Raw genomic sequence first — 21,539 nt, forward strand, 5'->3', positions numbered from 1 at the left:
AGCCGATGGGCGTTATCAGGGGGGTGAATGAATGCGGAAAAGCTCGCGAATGAAAATTCGCTCCCACGTGGTCCAGGAGCCGCACTTGCCTTATTTGTGGGAGCGCACTTGTCCGCGAGTTTCTAGCCGTGGCGCTCGTGCGGGACCCACCCAAAGCTCGCGACTGAAGTCGCTCCTACTGGTTCGGGTGCACGCCCTACTTCATGCCCAGCCTTCGCGCCAGCTTGTGCAGGTTGCTGGGGTCCAGTTCCAGCAGGCGGGCGGCCTGGGCCCAGCTGCCGCCGGTCGCCTCCAGGGCCTGGCGGATGGCCTGGCGCTGGCAGGCATCGACGACGACCCGCAACGGCTGCGGGTCGGTCACCGCCAAGACCGCGCCGGCGCTCTGCGCCGCCGACGGCGGCGCACTGGCGGTGCTGTCCAGATCCAGCAATTCCGGCTCCAGGGTGAGAATCGCGCCGCGCTCGCCGCCCCGGCTGAGCAGGCGCAGCGCCGCACGGCTGATCACATGCTCCAGCTCGCGCACATTGCCCGGCCAGGGATATGCCAGCAGCGCCTGCTCGGCGGCCGGCGACAGGCGCACGCTGCGCAGCCCCAGGCGCGTGCGGTTCAGCTCCAGGAAGTGACCGGCCAGCAGCAGCACATCGTTGCCGCGCTCGCGCAACGGCGGGATCGGCGCCGGGTAGACCGACAGCCGGTGATAGAGATCGGCGCGAAATAGCCCCTCGCGCACGCTCTGCTGCAGGTTGCGGTTGGTGGCGGCGATGATGCGCACATCCACGCGGCGCGGCTGGTCGGTGCCCAGGCGCTGGATTTCGCCGTTCTGCAGGGTGCGCAGCAGCTTGGCCTGAACGCTCAGCGGCAGTTCGCCCACCTCGTCGAGGAACAGGGTGCCGCCATTGGCCGCCTCGAAACGTCCCGGTCGCTCGCTGCTGGCGCCGGAGAAGGCGCCCTTGGCGTGGCCGAACAGTTCGCTTTCGGCCAGGGACTCAGGCAGCGCCGCACAGTTCACATGCACCAGCGGCCGGTCGCGGCGCGGCGAATGCCGGTGCAACCAGCGCGCGAACAGTTCCTTGCCCACCCCGGTTTCGCCGAGCAACAACACCGGCAGCTCGGATTCGGCCACCACCTGCAGCTCGTGCAGCAGCGCCCGGATCGCCTCGCTACGACCGAGCAGCTCGCCCTCCACCAGGCTGACGTTCTGCTCCAGCACGTCGCTGCGCGCCATCCGCAAGCTGCGGTTCTCATGCTCCAGGCGGGTGATGCGCACCGCCGTTTCGATCAGCAGGGCACAGCGCTGCAGGTCGCGGCGCGCCGCATCGTCGAAGGTGCCGGCATGCAGCGCATCGAGAGTCAGCGCGCCCCACAGGCGACCCTCCACGTACAGGCTCTGCCCCATGCAGTCGTGCACGGGCAGCGGGTCGCCCTCCTGCCCTTCCAGCAGCCCGTCATAGGGGTCGGGAAGGCGGCTGCCCGGCTCGAACCAGGCCGGCTCGCGCTGGGCGAGGATGGTCGCCAGCCGCGGGTGCCGGGCCACCACGAAACGCCGTCCCAGCGCCTCGCGCACCAGGCCGGTCGCCGCCACCGGCAGCAGGCTGTCATCTTCCAGGCGCAGCAGCACCACGGCACCACAGCGGAAACGCTGCTGCAGGGTGTGCACCAGGCGTTGAAGGCGCACGGTGTGCGGCAATTCGGTGGCAAGGTCGGCCAGTAGGCTGTCGTCCATCATGGTGATTAGTACCGTACAGGGTCGAAAGAACCCTACTCGCTTCGGGTTATTTTGACCATTACTTTTTAAAATCCTAGCTATATCAATAGGTTGTATGTGGCACGTGCTTTGCGATAGACCAGCAAGCCTGCTCAACGGAGCCCCTGCCATGACATCCCTGATCGACCAGACCCTCGGCGACCTCGCCACCGACCTGCCCGGTGCCACCCGCGTATTTCACCAGCACCAACTGGACTTCTGCTGCGGTGGCCAGCAGACCCTGCGCGAGGCCTGCGTCAGGCGCGGCCTGGATGCCGACGCCATCACCGCGCAGCTGCAAGCATTGCACGGCGACACCGACCAGCCCGACTGGCGCCAGGCCAGCAACACCGAGCTGATCGAGCACATCCTCACCCGCTTCCACGCCCGCCATCGCGAACAGCTGCCCGAGCTGATCCGCCTGGCCAGCCGGGTGGAGCAGGTGCATGGCCAGAATCCGACCTGCCCTAACGGCTTGGCCGAACACCTGTGGAACATGCAGCAGGAACTGGAAAGCCACATGCTCAAGGAGGAAAAGATCCTCTTCCCGCTACTGCTGAGCGAGCCGCCCCATCCCCATGCGCAGGGCCCCATCGCGGTGATGCGCTACGAGCACGACCAGCACGGCGAGGCGCTGGCTCGCCTGAATGAGATGACCGACGACATCACCCCGCCGCCGCATGCCTGCAACACCTGGCGCGCCCTCTATCGCGGACTGGCGGAGCTGCGGGATGACCTGATGCAGCACATCCACCTGGAAAACAACGTACTGTTTGCCCGTTGAAGGCAGTCACCCTTACCGATCAAGCGGCCTGAACGGAGAGACGCTCATGGTGTTACACCGAGTCCACAGCCAGATCCTGCGCAGCCACCATCTGTTCGAGCCGCTCAGCGACGAGCAGCTCGATCAACTGATGCAGGGCAGCCAACTGCTCAACCTGGAGAAGGGCGACACGCTGTTCCGCCAGGGCGACCCGGCGCATTTCTTCTATTTCGTGATTTCCGGCGCAGTGAAGATCTACCGGCTCACGCCGGACGGCCAGGAGAAGGTGTTCGAGGTGCTGACCAACCGGCAGACCTTCGCCGAGGCGATGATGCTGATGGACACCCCCAACTACGTGGCCTCCGCGCAGACGGTCACGCCCACCCAGCTGTACCGGTTCCCCAACGCCACCTACATGCGCCTGCTGCAGGACAACAACCGCCTGGCCTTCGCACTGCTCGGCAAGCTGAGTATCCGCCTGCACCAGCGCCTCAACGAGATCGAGACCCTGTCGCTGAAGAACGCCACCCACCGCGTGGTGCGCTACCTGCTCACCCAGCTTGGCCGCGTGCAGGACGGCAGTCCGTCCTTCGAGCTGCCGATGACCCGCCAACTGGTGGCCGGTCACCTGTCGATCCAGCCGGAGACCTTCTCGCGGATCATGCGCCACCTGCTGGACGACGGCATCATCAGCCAGGAAGGCCGGGTGATCACCATCCTCGATCGCCAGCGCCTGGAGCAGTTCGAATGAACCGGCACACGCCAAACGCCATGGGGAGGTAACGATGGCCAGGTGTCTCTACTGCCAGCAGGACAATCCATCTGCGCGTGACGACTGCCAGGACTGCGGCATGCCGCTGCCGGCGCTGGAGGAGCAGGCGCGCGAAAAGCGCCTGCGGCGCTTCGCGGCCTTCTGCATCGGCCTGACGGTGTTCTGTTTCGTGATGTTCTTCTGGCTGCCGCGCAGCATCAGCTGACCGGCTTAACGCAGGAAGGCCACCACCTGTTCGGCGTCGAAGGGCCAGTTCAGCTCGGCACCGCTGTCGCAACGGCGGAGCACCGGAATCGTCAGGCCGTAGCGCTCCACCCACTCCTCGCGCTCGCTGATGTCGACCAGCTCCACCAACAGGCCGTGCTCGACGAAGGGCATCAGCAGTGCCTCGGCCACTTCGCACAAGTGGCAGCCGAGGGTACCGAACAGTTGGCATTCAGGAAGCATGGGCGTTCTCCGGACGGGGGCGCGCAGTATACCGCGCGCCATCCTGTCGGCAGCGGCAAGGAACCTTGCAGCGCAGCGGGGCTCGAAACGGGGAGTTCACACCCGTCAGGAGAACGCGCATGGCCACGAATGATCCGTTCGAACCCCTCAATCCCGGCAGCACCACCGGTTCCGCCAGCAGCGGCGCCGGCATGGGCACCTTCGGCTCCATGGGCAGCGGCGGCACGGGCGGGCAGCGCCCCTTCGACAAGGAGGTGCACCGGCGCAACCTGCATGATGTCCAGCGCGCCATTTCCCGGGAATTCCAGACCCTGATCAGCGACGCCGAAAGTCTCCTCAAGCAGACCACCGGCAGCGCCAGCGGCCAGACCGAAGAGCTGCGCAATCGCATCAACGCCAACATCGAGCGCGCCAAGGGCCTGCTCAAGGACAGCGAGAACAGTCTGCGCGAGCAGAGCCAGGCGGCCCGCCAGGCCACCGAGGACTACCTGCACGAACATCCCTGGCAATCGCTGGGCATCGCCGCCGGCGTCGGCTTCCTCCTGGGACTGCTCAGCGCACCGCGTCGCTGAGGGGAGCGACCATGGACGAGAACCTCACTCCGCCTTCCGCCGCGGCCCAGAGCCGCGCCGACGACGGGCCATCGGTGCGCCGCATTGGCGGCGCCCTGCTCGGCCTGCTGGAAGGTCACGTGGAATTGCTCGGCCTGGAAATCAAGGAGGAAAAGGCCCGCACGCTGCGCTTGCTGACCTACGCGGCGCTGGGTCTGGTGTTCGGCCTGCTGCTGGTGATCGGCCTGTCCTCGGCCATCGTCATCGCCGCCTGGGACGAACATCGCATGCTGGCGATCCTGGGTCTCTGCGTGCTGTATGCCATCGGCGTGGCCATCTGCTTCGGCAAGGCGAAGAGCCAGGTCCGCAACCAGGCAAGACCCTTCCACGACACCCTTGAAGAAATGGCCCGCAACCGGGAGCGCCTGTTGCCATGAACGAACCCTTGAGCCGACCGGCCTCGATGGATCAACACAAGGAGCTGATTCGTCTGCGCATGGAAATGTATCGCCAGCAGGTGCTGTACAACGCCGAGCCGCTGCGTCATCCGCTCGACCATATTCGCCAGCTGATGGGCGGCGCCCCCGGGCGTTACCAGGATGCCCGCAAGGCGCCCTGGGTGATCGGCGCCACCGCCTTCCTCGCGCTGTTCGGCAAGCGCCTGGGCCGTGTCGGCACCCTGGCCCGCCTGGGATTGCTGATCTACCCCATGTTCAAGGCGGCGCAGGTGGCCAAGGAGGTCAAGCAGGAGTACGACCAGCAAACGGCCAGGACGGGGGAATGGGCAGAAGCTCCAGCGGTGTCGCCCGAGGCCGTGACCCCGCCGGTGAACACCCGCGCACCGGACGTGCCCGGATAGCTCCGGTCGCCCTACAGCTGTCCTGCCCGCGCGGCGTAGTCGTGGCTGTTGTCGCGATGGGTGACCAGCACCGCCTCCATCTCCTCGCGCAAGCGCGGGTCGCCGAGTTGCGGCAGCAGGGCTTCCAGCTTGCGGATCACCCATTGCTGGCCTCGATCCACCAGTTTCAGGCGTTCGACCAGATCGGGGATGGCCATGCACTTCTCGTAGAAGGCTCCGCGCTCCCTGGTGGGCTCGGCGCCCATCTGCAACAGGCAGTCGCGCAGGCGCCGACAGCTGTCCGCCTCCCCGCGATGGATCTGCTGCAGCACGCTGCGCTGCGCCTCGCTCTGCACTTCTTTCAGGCTGGCGGCAGCCACCTGCGCGCCGGCGCGCTCGGCGGCCAGAAGCTCGTTGAATGCGGCAATCAATGCCTCGCGCTCGTTGTTGTTCATCGCATGGCTCCTCTCTATGCAGCGTGCAGCCCATGCTAGTCGCTCGTTTACGAGGGCCGACAATGAAATAAATTGCTCCAGACCTGCACCATTACTGATGCAAAGCCAACCAAAAGGCCATTGATATCAATTTTCCTGCACCCGAAAGCCAATTTATTTCATTTGTCTTGATCTCGGTCCTTGTACAGACTTGCACGCCTTTCGCCTTGCCGCCGTACCCTGCTGGACATCATGGCCCTTCCGGTTTCCCCCCTGCCCGCCTGGCTTGCCAACCTGCTGCCTACCAACCCTTCACCGCGTCCTCGCGAGTGGCTGCGCGCCACCCTGGGCGCCGGCCTGGCGGTCGCCCTGTGCACCTGGGTCAACAGTCAACTGTTCGGTTTGCCGCTGACGCTGCACCTGCTCGGCCCGCTCGGCGCCTCGGCGCTGCTGCTGTATGCGGTGCCCTCCGGCGCGCTGGCCCAACCCTGGTCGCTGCTGGGCAGTTATGCCGTGGCAGGCCTGTGCGCCGCGCTGGTGGTTCACTTCCACGGCGGCGAGGTCGGTCTGTGGGTCGCCGCGCTGACCCTGGGTGTATCGCTGCTGCTGATGTACCTGCTGCGCTGCCTGCACCCCCCGGGCGGGGCCATGGCGCTAAGCCTGATCGTGACGGGTGCGGACACCCAGGGCGCGGGGCTCGCCCTGGTACTGCCCGCCTTCAGCGGCGCGCTCACGCTGCTGGTCAGCGCCCTGATGTACAACAACCTGACCGGCGTCCGCTATCCGAAGGCTGCCGCCAGCTCCAACGAGCTGCATGGCACCGCCGATCCGCTGCCGGAGCAACGCACCGGCGTGTCCCCGGACGATCTGCGCCAGGCTTTGGACGAGTTCGACGGCTTCGTCGACATCACGCCCGACGACCTGGAACAGCTGCTGCGCAGCACCGAGCGTCATGCCCTGCGCCGGCGCATGGGCGACATCAACGCGGCGCAGATCATGTCCCGCGACCTGCGTATCGCCAGCCCGACCACCACTGTCGACCAGGCGCTGGCCATGCTCAAGCGCCATCGGCTGCGCAACCTGCCCGTGCTGGAGAACAATCGGCTGGTGGGCATCGTCAGCGTCATCGACCTGATCGGCCAGTCGCGCCGCCGCCAGTTGTGGCCGCTGGGCCGCCGCCGGGAAACCCTGCTGCGCGAGGTGATGACCTGCCCGGTGGTGAGCGTCGACCACCGGCTGCATCTGGCCGAGCTGATCACCCTGATGTCCAGCCAGGGGCTGCACTGCGTGCCGGTGCTGGAGAATCAGGTGCTGGTGGGCATGATCACCCAGACCGATGTCATCGCCGCCCTGCAACAGGATCTGCTGCGCCAGGCCGGCTGATCAGATCATCGGATCCCAGCGCTGCGACCAGTCGCTGGGACGCGCCAGCACGTCGTGCAGGAGGCCGATGGCCTGGCGCAATACCTGGCTGTCGCGCTCGCGCGAATAGACCAGGTAGATCGGGTAGCTGAATTCGGGCGCCTGCGGCACGCGCTCGAGCGCCCCGCTGGCCAGGTAATGCTCGACCACCCGACTGCGGAAGTAGCCGCTGCCACCCTGCTGCAGGAGGTACTGCAGGGCCAGCGGCCCCAGGTTGAAGGCCAGGGAGGCGCGCGCCCGCTCGGGCAGCGCCGCGTCGTGACGCTGCCGGAACGGCTCGCCCCAGTCCACATACACGTAGGGTTCGGGCTTGGCCGGGTTGCGCACCTGGATCAGGCGCTCCTCGAGCACCGGCTCCACCTGCAGGCCCGGCCAGTAGCTGGGGTGGTAGACCAGCACGCAGTCGAGCAGGCCCAGCTCCAGGCGTTCCTGCAGGTAACCGTTCTCCCCCACCTCGGCGCGAATCGCATGGCCGGGAATCCGCTCGCGCAGCTCAGCGACCCAGGACAGCATCAGCGGGTTGCACAGGCTCATCTCGCCGCCCACCGCCAGACTGGAATCGCATCCTTCCGGCAGCGGCAGGTCGCGGCGCGCAGCCTCCCAGCTCTGCACCAGCTGGCTGGCGTAGCCGATGAACTTCTCGCCGTTGGCGGTCAAGCGCGCGCCGGCGCGGTTGCGCACGAACAGCGAACAGCCCAGCTGGGCTTCGAGTTTCTGCACCCGCGCGGTAATGGCCGTCTGGGTGACATGCAGGCGCTCGGCGGCGGCAATGAAGCTGCCGCCCCGGGTGATTTCCAGAAAGGTTCGAGCCAGCTCGATGTCCATGGATGCACTTGTCTGAAGGGCTGGGCGGCCCATTCTAGTGGCTGCGCTCCGGCAGGACGACCCGGACGAAGGTCGTCCGGCGACTACAGGCGGAAGCGCGTGACCAGTCCGTTGAGCCCCACCGCCAGCCGCGACAGCTCCTGGCTGGCGGCGCTGGTCTGGTTGGCGCCGGCGGCACTCTGCAGCGACAGGTCGCGGATCGCCACCAGGTTGCGGTCCACCTCGCGCGCCACCTGGGCCTGTTCCTCGGCGGCGCTGGCGATCACCAGGTTGCGTTCGTTGATGCCGGCGATGGCCTGGGCGATCTGCTCCAGCGCCTCACCGGCCGCCTGCGCCACGTCCTCGCTGCTGCGGGCCCGCTCCAGGCTGTGCTGCATGGCACCGACCGCCTGCTCGGTGTCCTGCTGCACGCCGCCGATCATCTGCTCGATCTCTCGGGTCGACTGCTGGGTGCGGTGCGCCAGTGCGCGCACTTCATCGGCCACCACCGCGAAGCCGCGCCCGGCATCCCCGGCACGGGCGGCCTCGATGGCGGCGTTGAGCGCCAGCAGGTTGGTCTGATCGGCGATGGCGCGGATCACGTCGAGCACCTGGCCGATGTCGCGTACCTTGACCGCCAGTTGCCCCACCTGGCCGGCGCTGCTGTTGACCTCGGCGCTCAGCTGGCGGATGGCGCCGACAGTCTGCTTCACGGCATCGCGGCCCTGCAGGGCGGTGCGGTTGGTTTCGCCGGTGGCCTGGGAGGTATCCACCGCGCTGCGGGCCACCTCCTCCACCGCACTGGTCATCTCGTTGACGGCGGTGGCGGCCTGCTCGATCTGGTCGTTCTGCTGGTGCAGGCCGCGCGAGGAGTTCTCGGTGACCGCGTTCAGCTCCTCGGCGGCCGAGGCCAGCTGACTGGAGGAGTCGGCGATCTGCTGCACGGCACTGCGCAGGTTGCCCTGCATGGTGCGCAGGGCGTCCAGCAACTGCGCCGGCTCGTCGCGACCGGTGACGCGGATCTCGCGGGTCAGGTCGCCGGCCGCCACGGCGAGGGCTTCCTCCAGCGCCTGGCCAAGCGGCACCAGCAGGCTGCGGGTGAACAGCCAGGCCAGCAGGATAGTCAGCAGCGCCGCCGCCACGATGACCACGATCACGCCGACGATGGCGTTGCCGTAGACGTTTTCCGCAAAGCGTGCCGCCTTGCCGGCCGCGGCGCGATTGAAGTCGAGCAGCGCGCCCAGGCTGCTGGACATGTCATTGGCATGCTGGTTGATGGCGCCGGCCAGCACCTCCATGGCCTGCGCGTCGTTGCCGGCGCGGATGAAGTCCATCAGGCGCGCATGCTCGCCCAGGTAGTTGCGCTGGTGGCGGGTGAAGCGCTCGTACAGCTGGCGCTCCTCCTCGTCGTTGAGGTAGCGGCGATACTCCCGCTCCAGGCCATCGAGCGTGCCCAGCAACTCGTTCAGCTGCGCCAGGGTCTGCTGCTGGCTGCGCTCGTCGCGCACCGCCGACAGGCGCAGGGTGACCGCGCGGATACGCAGCATGGTGCGATCCAGATCGCTCAGCGCCAGGATACTCGGCAGCCAGTTCTCGTCGACGTCCCGGGATTGCTCGCGCATGACCGACATCTGATTGAGCGCGAATAGCCCCAGCAGCAGCACCACAAACGCAATCAGGCCAAATCCCAGCGCGGCGCGTGGCGCCACTTTCATATCTCGGAACATCGATGGATCACTCGTACATAGCGGGCAGGATGGATCGTGACCGAACGGTCACATTACGGGTATCGACGTCCACCCCAGTACCTTTAATGCATTTTTCTACCGCTGGTCGGCCGAGCCGCGCGCCGGCAGGATGGCCAGGAAGTTGTCGCGCGCCACCCGCCGCGCCACCGGGGCCGGTAGTGCGTCGAGGAACGGGCGGAAGTCGTGGATGAGTTCGCCCAGGCTGCCAAAGCTGCCCACCACGTCGGAGCCGAGCATGAAACGCTCCGGGTAGCGTTCCACCAGGTCCACCCAGCGCGGATCGGGCCGGCCCTTGGCGTCCAGCAGGTACGGCCGCAGCACCGTCCAGGACAGGTCGATGTACAGGTTGGGATAGTCCTCCAGCAGGCGCGCCAGGGTCGGACGCAGGAATTCCAGTTTCTCCTGGTGCCGATGGATTTCCATGCTGGTGCCAGCGTGCGCCCAGATGAAGCGCACATGGGGGTGGTTGCGCAGCGCCTCCTCAATTTCCGGCAGGTACAGCGGGTTGCGCTCGCGCTTGGAGGTGATGTTGGCGTGCAGCAGCACCGGCAGGTCGTATTCGGCGGCCAGATGGTAGACGCGCCGTAGTGCCTCGTTGTTGGCGCGCGGCACATCGCCATAGGTGAGCGCGGTAAGGTCATCGTGCCGGGTGAACACCTCACCTATGCCCTGCCAGAGCCCGGGGTCAAGCTCCAGCATGCGACGGATATGAGCGTCGGCGTTCTTGTCGGCGGGGTTGAAACCGGTCAGGAAGGGGTGCACGCGGCGCCGGCGATCCGCCGGCAGGGCCTTCACCGCGGCGGCGACGAACACATCGGTGGCGCTGTACCAGTAGGCCCCGGCATCGTCGCCCGCGTAGTAGCGCGGACGCTTGGGCTCATCCTCGTGCCATTTCTTGGCCACCGGGATGCCGGAGAGCATCACATGCTCCACCCCGGCGGCGTCCATTGCGGCGAAGAGCGCGTCCATGCCTTCGCTTTCCTGGAAGAAATCCAGGTAGTGGACATGGGCGTCGGCGAAGCGGTAATCGCGAGCCGGCGCCTCGAAGGCGGCCAGAGCCAGGCAGCAGGTCAACAGGCAGGGCATCCGTGTCACGGTCATTCCTCCCCGGGCAATGGCCGATAGACCCGGCGCCAGAGCCGGTGGTTCGCCTTGGCGAGCGATGCCTGGCTCAAGTAGGCTGCTCGGCTCCTGTCCGGTGAAGAAGTCCATGCTCTCCGTCGTCACCATCGTCCTGCCCGTGTTCGCCCTGATCCTGATCGGCTATGTGTGCCGCAGGACCAACCGCCTCGGCCCGCACGCCGCCTCGGAGCTCAACCGCTTCGTGGTCTGGCTGGCGCTGCCGGCGCTGCTGTTCAGCGTGACCGCCAACTCCAGCTGGGAACGGCTCTGGCAGCCGGGCTTCCTGCTGGCCTTCGGCGGCAGCGCGCTGGTGGTTTTCCTGCTCGCCCTGGTGTGGCGCATCCGCAAGGGGGCGGCCGCCGATGCCCAGCTGGACGCCCTCGGTGCTGCCTATGCCAACACCGGTTACGTGGGCATTCCGCTGTGCATCATCGTCTTCGGCGAGAACGGCCTGGAGCCGGCGCTGATCGCCTCGCTGGTGGTGGTGTGCGGCATCTTCGCCCTGGCGCTGGTCGGCGTCGAAGTGGCCCTGCAGGGCGAAAAGGCCCTGGGACCTGCGCTGCGCAAGGTCAGCCGGGCGCTGGCCGGTAACCCGCTGGTGGTTGCGCCGGTGCTGGGTGCACTGTGGGCCTGGGGCGGCGTACCACTGCCCAAACCCGCAAGCGATCTGCTGAGCATCCTCGGCGCCGCCACCACACCCTGCGCGCTGGTGTCGCTGGGCCTGTTCCTCGCCCACAAGCAGCAGGAAAGCACCCCCGGCGTGCTTCCGCTGGTGGCGATGAAGCTGATCCTGCAACCGCTGCTGGCCTGGTATGTGGCCTTCGAGTGGCTCGAACTGCCGACGCTGTGGGCGCACAGCGCCGTGCTGCTGGCCGCGCTGCCCACCGGCACCGGCCCCTACATGCTGGCCGAGTACTACCAGCGCAGCGGCGCGCGCGTGTCGCGGGTGGTGCTCTATTCGACCCTGGGCTCGCTGCTCACCCTGTCGCTGTGCCTGCTCTGGCTGGGCTATTGAACGCGGGGGCAATTGCAGGCCATGCGCCCGGCGAGGATCATGTGGCGCACCGCTGGACCAGGAACACACCATGACCACCGATTGCCGCTTCCTCGAAGACCTCATCCATCACGACATCCCGCTGACCCGCGCCATGCAGCTCAGCGTGCGCGCCTGGGATGGCGACAGCCTGCAGCTGGCCATGCCGCTGGCCGCCAACAGCAACCACAAGGGCACCATGTTCGGCGGCAGCCTCTACAGCCTGTGCGTGCTGGCCGGCTGGGGCTGGCTGACGCTGCGCCTGCGCGACAGCGAGCTGGGCGAAGGCCACATCGTCATCAAGGGCGGACAGATCGACTACCCGCTGCCGGTGGCCGACGACGCCGTGGCCATCTGCGCGGCACCGTCCGCGGCGGACTGGGAGAAGTTCACCAGCCAGTTCCGCCGCCGCGGCCTGGCCCGCCTGTACCTGGACATCCGCATTCCCGCCGCCGACGGCGCCGACGCCGTGCGCCTGCGCGGCGAGTACGTGCTGCACCGCTGACGGCTACTCCACCGGTGGCTGACGCAGCGCCGCCAGGTGCACGCGCAATATCCTGCGCAGCTCGACGATCGCCTCAGGCGTTTCCTGCACGCTGTGCCCACCGGGTATGACCCGCTCGGATTCCGCCCCGGGCAGGTGGGCACTGGCGTAGGGCACGATGCCGTCGCTGGAGGCTTCCAGCGGCTGATCGGGCGAGTCCTGCCCGATGATCGAGTGGTAGCGTACCGACGGCGTAATCGGCAGCCGGGCGCCCAGCTGGATCAGCGGATTGTGGCTGGCCAGGTTGTGAATGCTGGTCACGCCTTGCGTCAGAACCACCGGTTTGGCCGAGGTCGGATCGACCAGCAGCTGGGCCATTTCGTTGAGGCGCACCATCACCGATAGCGGCAACTGGATCAGTCGTGTCGCCCAGCGCGCCAGGAAATGCTCGGCGAACGGCGTGCCCTGGTGCGGCGCGGCGATGAACACCGCACGGCTGACCTGCGGCAGCGGCTGCAGGCGCTCGCGGGCCAAGTGCTCCAGCCGCTCGCTGGCCAGGCCATCGAGCTTCTGCTGCGCGAGATACGCCCGCCACGGGCCTTCGTCGAACCGCGACACCATCAGCTTGGCCAGTACGCCGCCCATGCTGTGCCCCACCAGCACCATGTCCTGCGAGGCGATGGCGGTGCCCTGCGGGTCGAAGTGGCGCAGGGTGCCCAGCAGCGCATCGCGGATCTCCTGGTGGTTTAGCGCCAGCGGCACCTGGGTGGGGTAGTAGACCTGCCAGATCTGGTAGTTCTGCCGCAGTGCCTCGTCGCCCATCACCTCGTTGGCCACGTTGATCCAGGCTTCCGGACTGCTCGCCAGGCCGTGCAGCATGACGAGGGTGCGGCGCCCGGGATCGTAAGGCTGTAGCAGGTACACATGCGGGCGCTCGAGCACCTCACCCTTGCCGATCAGGGTGAGCAGCGACTGCGCGGCGAAGCCCGAACGCGCCAGCCACACGCCATAGGCAGAAGTGAAATTGGCGGCCAGCGGGATGACCCGCCCTGCCAGCGGCAGACTGGCATGCCGGTATGGGTCGTAGGCACTGATCACCGCTTCGCGGGTGTTCAGCACCGCCTCCAGGCTGTCGCCGGGGAAGGTCACCACGGCGGTCAGCGCGATGAAGGGCGTCTCGCTCCAGCTGCGGGTGGCGCTGTGCCGGTCGACCACCCTTCGCGCCGTGCCCAGCACCAGCTCGGCACCCAGTCCGTCCCGGCGGTACTGGTTGCGCACGCCGGCGAAGCTCAGTGCCGAGGCCGGCATCAGCTCCAGGGGCTGCGACTGGCGCGGATCGAACGGCAGATCGCCGAACGCCTCGACCACCGTCCAGTCGCCGACCCGCCGCGCGCGATCCGGCTGCGCCACGCTTGCGCTGCGCTGGTAATGGCGAAACATCAGCAGCGCGGCCTGCTGCACCGCGAAGTTGTAGTAGTCGCGAACCTGGGTCTGCCGGTCGTCCAGTGCCCGCTCTTCCAGCGTGCGCCCGGTCAGGAACAGGTAGGCGTAGGCGTAACGCGCCGCTTCCAGGTAGGCCACCACCCGCTGCTCGTAGCGTGCGTCGTCCAGCCGCAGCGCCTCCTGCAGCCAGAGCTCGGCCAGCACCGACAGGCGCAGCTCATCCGACAGACCCTCGGCCACCTTCAATGCCTCACGGCACGAGGGCGGCCGATCCGCGCAGGCATCCGCCTCGATGCCGGTGACCTGCAGGGCGACCCCCACCGAGGCACTCAGCCGGCCGGTGGTCAGCACATCGCCACGCCGCTGCGCCATGTAGTCCTGGATGTCCAGGGCAGACACGCGAACCCCGGCGCAGGCGGCGAGCAGCAACAGGGTGGGCAGCAGCAGGAGACGACAGGCAAACAACGGCGTGGGCATCGGCGACAGCGCGGGCGTTCCGAGAGGGCATGGCAGTTTGCCAGATCATGCGTCCGTCAGCACAACCGCAGCCGTCACCGCTAACCCATCCGTGCAGCATCCTGCCGAGTCGCCTCCTTCGCGATGCCGGCCACCTTGACCTCCGGGAAGCGCCCGCCCATAAACTCCACCCGCCGCACCGGATGGGCAAAACTCACGCCCAGCTCGTCGAGCCCGTCGATCAGCGCCAGGTTGATCTCCTGCTGGATGTCCATGTACCGGTTGTAGTCGGCGCTCTGCATGATGTAGACGACCTCGTAGGTCATCTGGCTGTCGTCGAAGGCCAGCAGGTGGGCTCGATCGAACGTCACCTCATCCAGCCCATCGATGATGCGCTTGACCAGTTGCCCCACCTGGCGGGCCTGGGCGCTCGATGTCTCGTAGGCGATGCCGAACTTGAAGACGATGCGTCGGGTATTCATGCGCTTGTAGTTGTGCACGATCTGCCCGAGCAGGTCGGCGTTGGAACACACCACCTGTTCGCCACTCAACGCCCGAATGCGGGTGCTCTTCAGGCCAATGTGCTCGATGGTGCCGGCCACCTCGCCGAACACCACGAAGTCGCCGATCTCGAAGGGCTTGTCGATGCCGATGGACAGCGAGGCGAACACGTCGCTGAGCAGCGTCTGCACGGCCAGGGCAATGGCGATGCCGCCCACCCCCAGGCTGGCCACCAGCGCGGTGATGTTGACGCCCAGGTTGGCCAGGATCGACAGCAGCATGATGGTCCACACCACCAGGCGCACCATGATGCCGATCAGCGTGGTGGTGACCGGATTACGTGCCTTGCCGTTGCGGGTCAGACCCTCCACCCACAGGCGCACCGCCATGTCCGCCCACAGGGCCACCTGGAAGGCCAGGGCAATGAACCAGCCGTGCGACAGGGCGACTTCCCAGCGCGCCGGCAGCTCGACCACCTTCAAGCCGATCAGCAGAGAGAAGGCGAACAGCAGCAGGTGGCTGGTGTGGGCGAGCATCTGCGCCACGATACCGAGCGGCCGGCTGGCGGTTGCTTCGGCACGCTTGTGCAGCCGTTTGGTCACGAAGGACAGCGCCACGCGCAGTACCCAGTAACTGAGCAGCGTCACGGCCACAATCAGGGCGACCCGGATCCACAGCGCCTCTTCCAATAACAGCTCCCAATTCATCGCCTGAACCTCCTATCAACACGCAAAAAACGGCCTGCCCGAACGGACAGGCCCAGGTTTTTCGGGTTCGTCGGCTGGAATTAGTTCCATCGGCGGACGCGGCTGCCGGCCCGCCTTTGTGACGCGGCTTCAGCCGCGATGTGCTGGCGCAGCCCCATCGCGGCAGAAGCCGCGGGAGCGTTCACTGCCTGTCGCGATGCCCCGGCATCAGCGAGCCCAGTACCTGTTTGGCGGTCTGCCGGATGATTCCGGAGCGGTCGGGATCGCCCTGCCAGAGCGCCGATAGATAAGCCTTGGCCTGTTCCAGTTTGATGTGTGGCGGCAGCGGCGGGACATCCGGGTCGGTCTTGAATTCGATCACCACCGGCCGGTCGGCCGCCAGCGCCTCGTCCCAGGCAGCCGCCACGGCGTCTTCCCGATCGACATGGATGCCCTTCAGCCCAATGGATTCGGCGAAGCGGTGGTAGGGCACGTCGGGAATGTCCTGGGAGGCCGCGAACTTCGGATCACCCTGCATGACCCGCTGCTCCCAGGTCACCTGGTTGAGGTCCTGGTTGTTGAACACGCAGCAGACCCAGTGCGGGTTCTGCCACTCCCGCCAGTACTTGGCCACGGTGATCAGCTCGGCCAGGTTACTCATTTGCATGGCGCCGTCGCCCACCAGCGCCACCACTGGGCGATCCGGGTGCACGAACTTGGCGGCGATGGCATAGGGCACTGCGGCGCCCATGGAGGCCAGGCCGCCGGACAACGAACAGCGCATGCCCCGGCGGATCTTGATGTCCCGGGCGAACCAGTTGGCGCAGGAGCCGGAATCACAGGTGATGATGGCGTTGTCCGGCAGGCGCGGCGACAGTTCCCAGGCGACCCGCTGCGGGTTGATCGGGTTGGCGCTGGCCAGCGCCCGTGCTTCCAGGGTCCTCTCCCACTCGCCACGCCAGTGCTCCACCTGTTGGCGCCAGCCGCGGTCGGTCTTTTCTTCCAGCAGTGGCAGCAGGGCGCGCAGGGTCTCGGCGGCATCCCCATGCAGGTTCACTTCCATGGGGTAGCGAATGCTCAGCATGTCGGCGTTGATATCGATCTGCACGCCGCGCGCCTGGCCTTCCTCCGGCAGGAACTCGGCGTAGGGAAAGCCGGAGCCGATCATCAGCAGGGTGTCGCATTCAGTCATCAGCTTATAGCTCGGCTCGGTGCCCAGCAGGCCGATCGAGCCGGTGACCCACGGCAGGTCGTCCGGCAGGGCCGCCTTGCCGAGCAGCGCCTTGGCAGCGCCGGCGCCCAGCCGCTCGGCCACCGCGATGACCTCGTCGGTGGCATCCAGCGCGCCGGCGCCCACCAGGATCGCCACGCGGTTGCCCGCATTCAGCACCTCGGCAGCCTGCTGCAGTTCGCGCTCGTAGGGCACCACCTTCGGGCGGCTGTAGCCGATGCCGGAACGCACCGCGCCGTGGGCACGCGGCGGCTCGTTGTAGGGCTCGTCCTGCAGGTCGTTGGGCAGGATGATCACCGCCACCTTGCGTTCGGCAAACGCGCTGCGAATGGCGCGGTCCACCAGATGACGCACCTGGGCCGGCGCGGCGGCCTGCTGCACGAAGGCGCCGGCGACGTCCTTGAACAGGGACGCCAGGTCGACCTCCTGCTGGTAATGGGCGCCCATGGCGGTACGCGCCTGCTGGCCGCAGATGGCCAACACCGGCATGTGGTCGAGGCGCGCATCGTAGAGGCCGGTGACCAGGTGGGAAGCTCCGGGGCCTGAGGTGGCGATGCACACCCCCGGTCCGCCACCGAACTTGGCATCCGCCGAGGCCATGAACGCCGCCATTTCCTCATGGCGCGCCTGGATGAACCGAATCTTGCCATCGGCCCGGTTCAGCGCGCCGAACACGCCATTGATGCCATCCCCGGGATAGCCATAGATGCGCCGCACGCCCCACTGATAGAGCCGTTCGACGAAGTAGTCGCTGACCGTCATGTTGTTCATGGCGTGCTCCTCATGCCGGCTGACGAGGCAGTTCCGGCTTTTTGGCCGCAGACGTGCACGTGACTCCATGGCCAGGGGTTAGTTCGTGACTGGGCACAGGGGCCCGATCAGTTGCGAATCCGAGGCGGCGCCACCAGACGACTGAACTCTGGGCCAAGCGCACGATCCCCTTCTAGGCACAGTCAGAGCGAGCCGGCTCACCCAGCGATGAGGGGAACACCGTGACCGACACCATCTACCGCACCTATCGAAGCACGCCGAACCCGCTGCATGCGACGCTGCTGGCCGGGACCGTGCCGCTGTTTCTCGGCGCCCTGCTGAGCGATATCGCCTACTACCGCAGCTACCACATCCAGTGGAGCAACTTCGCTTCCTGGCTGATTGCCGGGGGGCTGGTCTTCTGCGGCCTGGCGATTCTGTTTGCCCTGGCCAACCTGATCGCTGCCGGCCGCCGGGGACGGGCCATGACCTACGTGCTGCTTCTGGTGGCGACCTGGGGGCTGGGCTTCATCAATGCCCTCCAGCACGCCAAGGACGCCTGGGCGACCATGCCGACCGGGCTGGTGCTTTCGGTGATCGTCACCCTGCTGGCCTGCTTGGCGACCTGGGTCGGCCTTGCCGGCCCGCACGCGAGGGAGGTCCGATGAAACCGTCGAATGCATTGACCGCCTCGGCGCTGGCCCTGGCACTCGCGGGTTGCGGCGGCGGTGAGGATACCGTTCAGGAATACGGCACCTCCCCCACCCTGCCTGAGCCCACGCGCGGGCTGCTGCCGAGCATGAACATTGCCGAACCGGTGCCGTGGGGCGACCAGACGCCGACCGTACCGTCGGGTTACCGCGTCACGGCCATCGCCACCGACCTGAAGATCCCGCGCCAGACACTGGTGCTGCCCAATGGCGACATTCTCGTCGCCGAGGGACGCGGCGGCAGCGCGCCGGCTCTCCAGCCGAAGGATGTGATCGCCGGCGTTATCAAGGCCAGGGGCACCACCCCGGTCGAGAGCGGCGATCGCCTGACCCTGCTGCGCGACGCCGATGGCGACGGCAGCTACGAGCTGCAGACGGTCTTCGCCGACAACCTCAACGCGCCGTATGGGCTGGCGCTGTTCGAGGGCAATCTGTACGTGGCCAACCAGGACGCCCTGGTGCGTTTCGATTATCGGGACGGGCAGACCAAGGCCAGTGGACCGCCCGCCGAGATCACCCGCCTGCCCGCCGAGATCAATCACCACTGGACCAAGGCGCTGACCATCAGCCCGGACGGCCGCTACCTGTATGTCGGTATCGGCTCGAACAGCAATATCACCGAGCGCGGCATGGAGGCCGAGGTGGACCGCGCCATGGTCTGGCAGATCGACGCGGAAACCGGCGCCTACAAGCCCTACGCCACCGGCCTGCGCAACCCGACGGCGCTGGCGATCCAGCCGGGTTCCGGGCAGTTGTGGGCGGTGGTCAACGAGCGGGACGAACTGGGCGAGGACCTGGTGCCGGACTACCTCACCTCGGTGCGCGAAGGCGGCTTCTACGGTTGGCCCTACAGCTACTGGGGGCAGAACGTCGATGACCGCGTGCGACCGCAGGATCCCGACAAGGTCGCCTCGGCCATCACCCCCGACTACGCGCTGGGTTCCCACGTCGCCGCCCTGGGCCTGGATTTCTCCACCCCGGCGATGGGCGAGCGATTCGCCGACGGGGTGTTCATTGGCGAACACGGCAGCTGGAACCGCAAGCACCCGGTGGGCTACAAGGTGATCTTCGTGCCGTTCAGCAACGGGCAGCCGGCGGGACAGCCGGTGGAATTCGTCACAGGCTTTCGAACCGAGGATGGCAAGACGCGCGGCCGGCCGGTGGGCGTGACCGTCGATCCGCGCGGGGCGCTGATCGTCGCCGACGATCTGGCCAATGTGGTCTGGCGGGTGACGCGGGCCGAGTGACCCGGACACAAGGCGCGCCCGCCGTGCGGGCGCGCGTCGCACTCGTTACGCCACGACCCGGGCGCGCGCCGCATGCAGCTTCCGGTAACTGTCGATCAGGCGCTGGTGCCGCTCGAGCCCTTCCAGCTGCAGGCTGGTCGGCGTCAGGCCGTAGAAGCGCACGCTGCCGTCGAGGCAGCCGAGCGCCGCGTCCATGCGCGGGTCGCCGAACATGCGGCGGAAGTTGACCTCGTAGTCTTCCAGCGCCAGGTCCTTGTCCAGCTGCACTTCCAGCACCGCGTTCAGGGCCTGGTAGAACAGGCCCCGCTCGACGGTGTTGTCGTTGTACTGCAGGAAGGCTTCCACCAGCTCCTTCGCGTCGGCGAACTTCTTCAGGGCGAGGCAGATGAGCAGCTTCAGCTCCAGAATCGTCAGCTGCCCCCAGGCGGTGTTGTCGTCGAATTCGATGCCGATCAGTGTGGCGATATCGCTGTAGTCATCCAGCTCGCTGTCTTCCAGCCGGCGCAGCAGCGCCCGCAGACCCATGGTGTTCAGGCTGTGCAGGTTGAGGATGTCGGAGCGGAACAGCAGGGCCTTGTTGGTGTTGTCCCAGATCAGGTCTTCCACCGGATAGATTTCCGAGTAGCCCGGCACCAGGATGCGGCACGCCGTAGCGCCCAGATGCTCATTGACCGCCATGTACACTTCATTGCCCATGTCTTCGAGGATGCCGAACAGGGTGGCGGCCTCCTCGGCATTGGAGTTTTCGCCCTGGCCGGAGAAATCCCATTCGACGAACGCATGGTCGGCCCGGGCACTGAAGAAGCGCCAGGACACCACGCCGCTGGAATCGATGAAGTGCTCGACAAAGTTGTTCGGCTCGGTCACCGCATGGCTTTCGAAGGTCGGCTGAGGCAGGTCGTTCAGGCCTTCGAAGCTGCGGCCCTGCAGCAGCTCGGTCAGGCTGCGCTCCAGCGCCACCTCGAAGCTCGGGTGGGCCCCGAACGAGGCAAACACACCGCCGGTACGCGGGTTCATCAGGGTGACGCACATCACCGGGTATTTCCCGCCCAAGGACGCATCCTTGACCAGCACCGGGAAGCCCTGCTCTTCCAGCCCCTGGATGCCGGCGAGAATTCCCGGGTACTTGGCCAGCACCTCGTGCGGCACGTCCGGCAGGGCGAGTTCCCCTTCCAGGATCTCGCGCTTCACCGCGCGCTCGAAGATTTCCGACAGGCACTGCACCTGCGCCTCGGCCAGCGTGTTACCGGCGCTCATGCCGTTGCTGAGGTACAGGTTTTCGATCAGGTTGGATGGGAAATACACCACCTCGCCGTCCGACTGACGCACGAACGGCAACGAGCAAATGCCGCGCTGCACATTGCCGGAGTTGGTGTCGTACAGATGCGAACCGCGCAGCTCGCCATCGGGGTTGTAGATCTCCAGGCAGTGGTCGTCGAGAATCTCGGCCGGCAGCGCATCGTCGTGACCGGGCTGGAACCAGCACTCGTCCGGGTGGTGCACGAACGCCGCATTGGCGAGCTCCTCGCCCCAGTACTGGTCGTTGTAGAAGAAGTTGAAATTCAGCCGCTCGATGAACTCGCCCAGCGCCGACGCCAGCGCGCTTTCCTTGGTCGCGCCCTTGCCGTTGGTGAAGCACATCGGCGAGTGCGCATCGCGCAGGTGCAGCGACCACACATTGGGCACGATGTTGCGCCACGAGGCGATCTCGATCTTCATGCCCAGGCCGGCCAGGATGCCGGACAGGTTGGCGATGGTCTGCTCCAGCGGCAGGTCCTTGCCGGCAATATAAGTACTCGCTTCGGGGTTCGTGCCGGGCAGCAGCAAGGCCTGGGCATCGACGTCCAGGTTCTCGACTTCCTCGATCACGAACTCCGGTCCGGTCTGCACCACCTTCTTCACCGTGCAGCGCTCGATGGAACGCAGGATGCCCTGGCGGTCCTTTTCCGAGATATCCGCAGGCAACTCGACCTGGATCTTGAAGATCTGCTGGTAGCGGTTTTCCGGGTCGACAATGTTGTTCTGCGACAGGCGAATGTTCTCGGTGGGAATATCGCGGGTCTGGCAGTACAGCTTCACGAAGTACGCCGCACACAACGCCGACGAAGCCAGGAAGTAATCGAACGGCCCGGGCGCTGAGCCATCGCCCTTGTAGCGGATGGGTTGATCCGCCACCACGGTGAAGTCATCGAACTTGGCTTCGAGGCGAAGGTTGTCGAGAAAGTTGACCTTGATTTCCATGCGGCACTACCGGAATACGAGAAAGAATGTTCGCCATTATCCCGGCTTTGCAGCACGAAGAAATGATCGTGGAGGGCACTTCACCCCCAGCGGTCAGGCCAAGGAAGGGTGA

At 66.7% G+C, this 21,539-nt stretch carries 21 protein-coding genes; 11 read left to right on the plus strand and 10 right to left on the minus strand.

Annotated features, from left to right (window positions below; all coding sequences use genetic code 11):
* Positions 1 to 196 precede the first annotated feature (196 nt).
* Positions 197 to 1,726 carry a nitric oxide reductase transcriptional regulator NorR gene (norR, locus tag AS93_RS0102740; RefSeq protein ID WP_027589161.1) on the minus strand — a complete coding sequence of 510 codons (1,530 nt, stop codon included), beginning with the start codon at positions 1,724 to 1,726 and terminating at the stop codon, positions 197 to 199.
* A gap of 148 nt (positions 1,727 to 1,874) precedes the next feature.
* On the opposite strand from norR, the gene ytfE reads away from it, so the two are divergent.
* From ytfE to AS93_RS0102755, 3 genes are read left to right on the plus strand one after another with little or no spacing between them, the layout of a single operon-like run.
* Entirely contained in the window at positions 1,875 to 2,528 is a 654-nt protein-coding gene (ytfE, locus tag AS93_RS0102745; RefSeq protein WP_027589162.1) for an iron-sulfur cluster repair protein YtfE, read from the plus strand.
* Positions 2,529 to 2,574: 46 nt separating this feature from the next.
* On the plus strand, positions 2,575 to 3,258 hold the full coding sequence (locus tag AS93_RS0102750; protein ID WP_027589163.1) for a Crp/Fnr family transcriptional regulator: 684 nt from the start codon (positions 2,575 to 2,577) through the stop codon (positions 3,256 to 3,258).
* 34 nt (positions 3,259 to 3,292) lie between these two features.
* Positions 3,293 to 3,484 carry a hypothetical protein gene (locus tag AS93_RS0102755; protein ID WP_027589164.1) on the plus strand — a complete coding sequence of 64 codons (192 nt, stop codon included), beginning with the start codon at positions 3,293 to 3,295 and terminating at the stop codon, positions 3,482 to 3,484.
* Between the two features lie 5 nt (positions 3,485 to 3,489).
* Here AS93_RS0102755 and AS93_RS0102760 read toward each other — a convergent pair whose 3' ends face one another.
* On the minus strand, positions 3,490 to 3,726 hold the full coding sequence (locus tag AS93_RS0102760) for a glutaredoxin family protein (RefSeq protein WP_027589165.1): 237 nt from the start codon (positions 3,724 to 3,726) through the stop codon (positions 3,490 to 3,492).
* Positions 3,727 to 3,935: 209 nt separating this feature from the next.
* On the opposite strand from AS93_RS0102760, the gene AS93_RS0102765 reads away from it, so the two are divergent.
* Genes AS93_RS0102765 through AS93_RS18615 form a run of 3 tightly spaced genes read left to right on the plus strand, consistent with a single transcriptional unit; the run spans position 3,936 to position 5,136 of the window.
* Positions 3,936 to 4,298 (plus strand): DUF883 family protein, encoded by a 363-nt coding sequence (locus AS93_RS0102765; protein ID WP_256214677.1) that lies wholly within the window; start codon positions 3,936 to 3,938, stop codon positions 4,296 to 4,298.
* An 11-nt stretch (positions 4,299 to 4,309) separates the two neighbouring features.
* The gene (locus AS93_RS0102770; protein WP_027589167.1) at positions 4,310 to 4,714 is read left to right on the plus strand and encodes a phage holin family protein; all 405 of its coding nucleotides are present in this window, start codon (positions 4,310 to 4,312) and stop codon (positions 4,712 to 4,714) included.
* Complete coding sequence (locus AS93_RS18615; protein WP_177324716.1) at positions 4,711 to 5,136, plus strand: hypothetical protein; 426 nt, start codon at positions 4,711 to 4,713, stop codon at positions 5,134 to 5,136. Before AS93_RS0102770 ends, AS93_RS18615 begins: the two co-directional genes overlap by 4 nt.
* 11 nt (positions 5,137 to 5,147) lie before the next feature.
* Here the strand turns inward: AS93_RS18615 and AS93_RS0102780 are convergent, their stop codons facing one another.
* Entirely contained in the window at positions 5,148 to 5,570 is a 423-nt protein-coding gene (locus AS93_RS0102780; RefSeq protein WP_037008432.1) for a DUF6306 domain-containing protein, read from the minus strand.
* A gap of 231 nt (positions 5,571 to 5,801) precedes the next feature.
* On the opposite strand from AS93_RS0102780, the gene AS93_RS0102785 reads away from it, so the two are divergent.
* Complete coding sequence (locus AS93_RS0102785) at positions 5,802 to 6,932, plus strand: HPP family protein (RefSeq protein ID WP_037008434.1); 1,131 nt, start codon at positions 5,802 to 5,804, stop codon at positions 6,930 to 6,932.
* Here the strand turns inward: AS93_RS0102785 and AS93_RS0102790 are convergent, their stop codons facing one another.
* The 3 genes from AS93_RS0102790 to AS93_RS0102800 all read right to left on the minus strand — a co-directional run bounded on the left by AS93_RS0102790 (position 6,933) and on the right by AS93_RS0102800 (position 10,609).
* Entirely contained in the window at positions 6,933 to 7,796 is an 864-nt protein-coding gene (locus AS93_RS0102790) for a LysR family transcriptional regulator (protein WP_027589170.1), read from the minus strand. It lies immediately after the preceding gene.
* Between the two features lie 83 nt (positions 7,797 to 7,879).
* The gene (locus AS93_RS0102795; protein WP_256214676.1) at positions 7,880 to 9,490 is read right to left on the minus strand and encodes a methyl-accepting chemotaxis protein; all 1,611 of its coding nucleotides are present in this window, start codon (positions 9,488 to 9,490) and stop codon (positions 7,880 to 7,882) included.
* A 108-nt stretch (positions 9,491 to 9,598) separates the two neighbouring features.
* Entirely contained in the window at positions 9,599 to 10,609 is a 1,011-nt protein-coding gene (locus AS93_RS0102800) for an amidohydrolase family protein (RefSeq protein ID WP_256214678.1), read from the minus strand.
* A gap of 124 nt (positions 10,610 to 10,733) precedes the next feature.
* Between AS93_RS0102800 and AS93_RS0102805 the strand changes: the two genes are divergently transcribed.
* Complete coding sequence (locus AS93_RS0102805; protein ID WP_027589173.1) at positions 10,734 to 11,660, plus strand: AEC family transporter; 927 nt, start codon at positions 10,734 to 10,736, stop codon at positions 11,658 to 11,660.
* 70 nt (positions 11,661 to 11,730) lie between these two features.
* Complete coding sequence (locus AS93_RS0102810) at positions 11,731 to 12,183, plus strand: thioesterase domain-containing protein (RefSeq protein WP_027589174.1); 453 nt, start codon at positions 11,731 to 11,733, stop codon at positions 12,181 to 12,183.
* A 3-nt stretch (positions 12,184 to 12,186) separates the two neighbouring features.
* Here AS93_RS0102810 and AS93_RS0102815 read toward each other — a convergent pair whose 3' ends face one another.
* The 3 genes from AS93_RS0102815 to AS93_RS0102825 all read right to left on the minus strand — a co-directional run bounded on the left by AS93_RS0102815 (position 12,187) and on the right by AS93_RS0102825 (position 17,250).
* Positions 12,187 to 14,082 (minus strand): alpha/beta hydrolase, encoded by a 1,896-nt coding sequence (locus AS93_RS0102815; protein WP_051587316.1) that lies wholly within the window; start codon positions 14,080 to 14,082, stop codon positions 12,187 to 12,189.
* A gap of 80 nt (positions 14,083 to 14,162) precedes the next feature.
* Entirely contained in the window at positions 14,163 to 15,269 is a 1,107-nt protein-coding gene (locus tag AS93_RS0102820; RefSeq protein WP_027589176.1) for a mechanosensitive ion channel family protein, read from the minus strand.
* A gap of 181 nt (positions 15,270 to 15,450) precedes the next feature.
* Positions 15,451 to 17,250 (minus strand): thiamine pyrophosphate-requiring protein, encoded by a 1,800-nt coding sequence (locus AS93_RS0102825; protein ID WP_027589177.1) that lies wholly within the window; start codon positions 17,248 to 17,250, stop codon positions 15,451 to 15,453.
* Between the two features lie 221 nt (positions 17,251 to 17,471).
* Between AS93_RS0102825 and AS93_RS0102830 the strand changes: the two genes are divergently transcribed.
* Positions 17,472 to 17,897 carry a DUF2231 domain-containing protein gene (locus AS93_RS0102830; RefSeq protein WP_027589178.1) on the plus strand — a complete coding sequence of 142 codons (426 nt, stop codon included), beginning with the start codon at positions 17,472 to 17,474 and terminating at the stop codon, positions 17,895 to 17,897.
* Positions 17,894 to 19,186, plus strand: a complete 1,293-nt coding sequence (locus AS93_RS0102835) for a sorbosone dehydrogenase family protein (RefSeq protein WP_027589179.1) — start codon at positions 17,894 to 17,896, stop codon at positions 19,184 to 19,186. The genes AS93_RS0102830 and AS93_RS0102835 overlap by 4 nt, the downstream gene beginning before the upstream one ends.
* Before the next feature lie 45 nt (positions 19,187 to 19,231).
* Here the strand turns inward: AS93_RS0102835 and AS93_RS0102840 are convergent, their stop codons facing one another.
* Positions 19,232 to 21,427, minus strand: a complete 2,196-nt coding sequence (locus AS93_RS0102840; RefSeq protein WP_027589180.1) for an OsmC domain/YcaO domain-containing protein — start codon at positions 21,425 to 21,427, stop codon at positions 19,232 to 19,234.
* Positions 21,428 to 21,539: the final 112 nt, after the last annotated feature.

The sequence above is a fragment of the Pseudomonas sp. RL genome, from assembly GCF_000647775.1.
Classification (GTDB): Bacteria; Pseudomonadota; Gammaproteobacteria; order Pseudomonadales; family Pseudomonadaceae; genus Serpens; species Serpens flexibilis.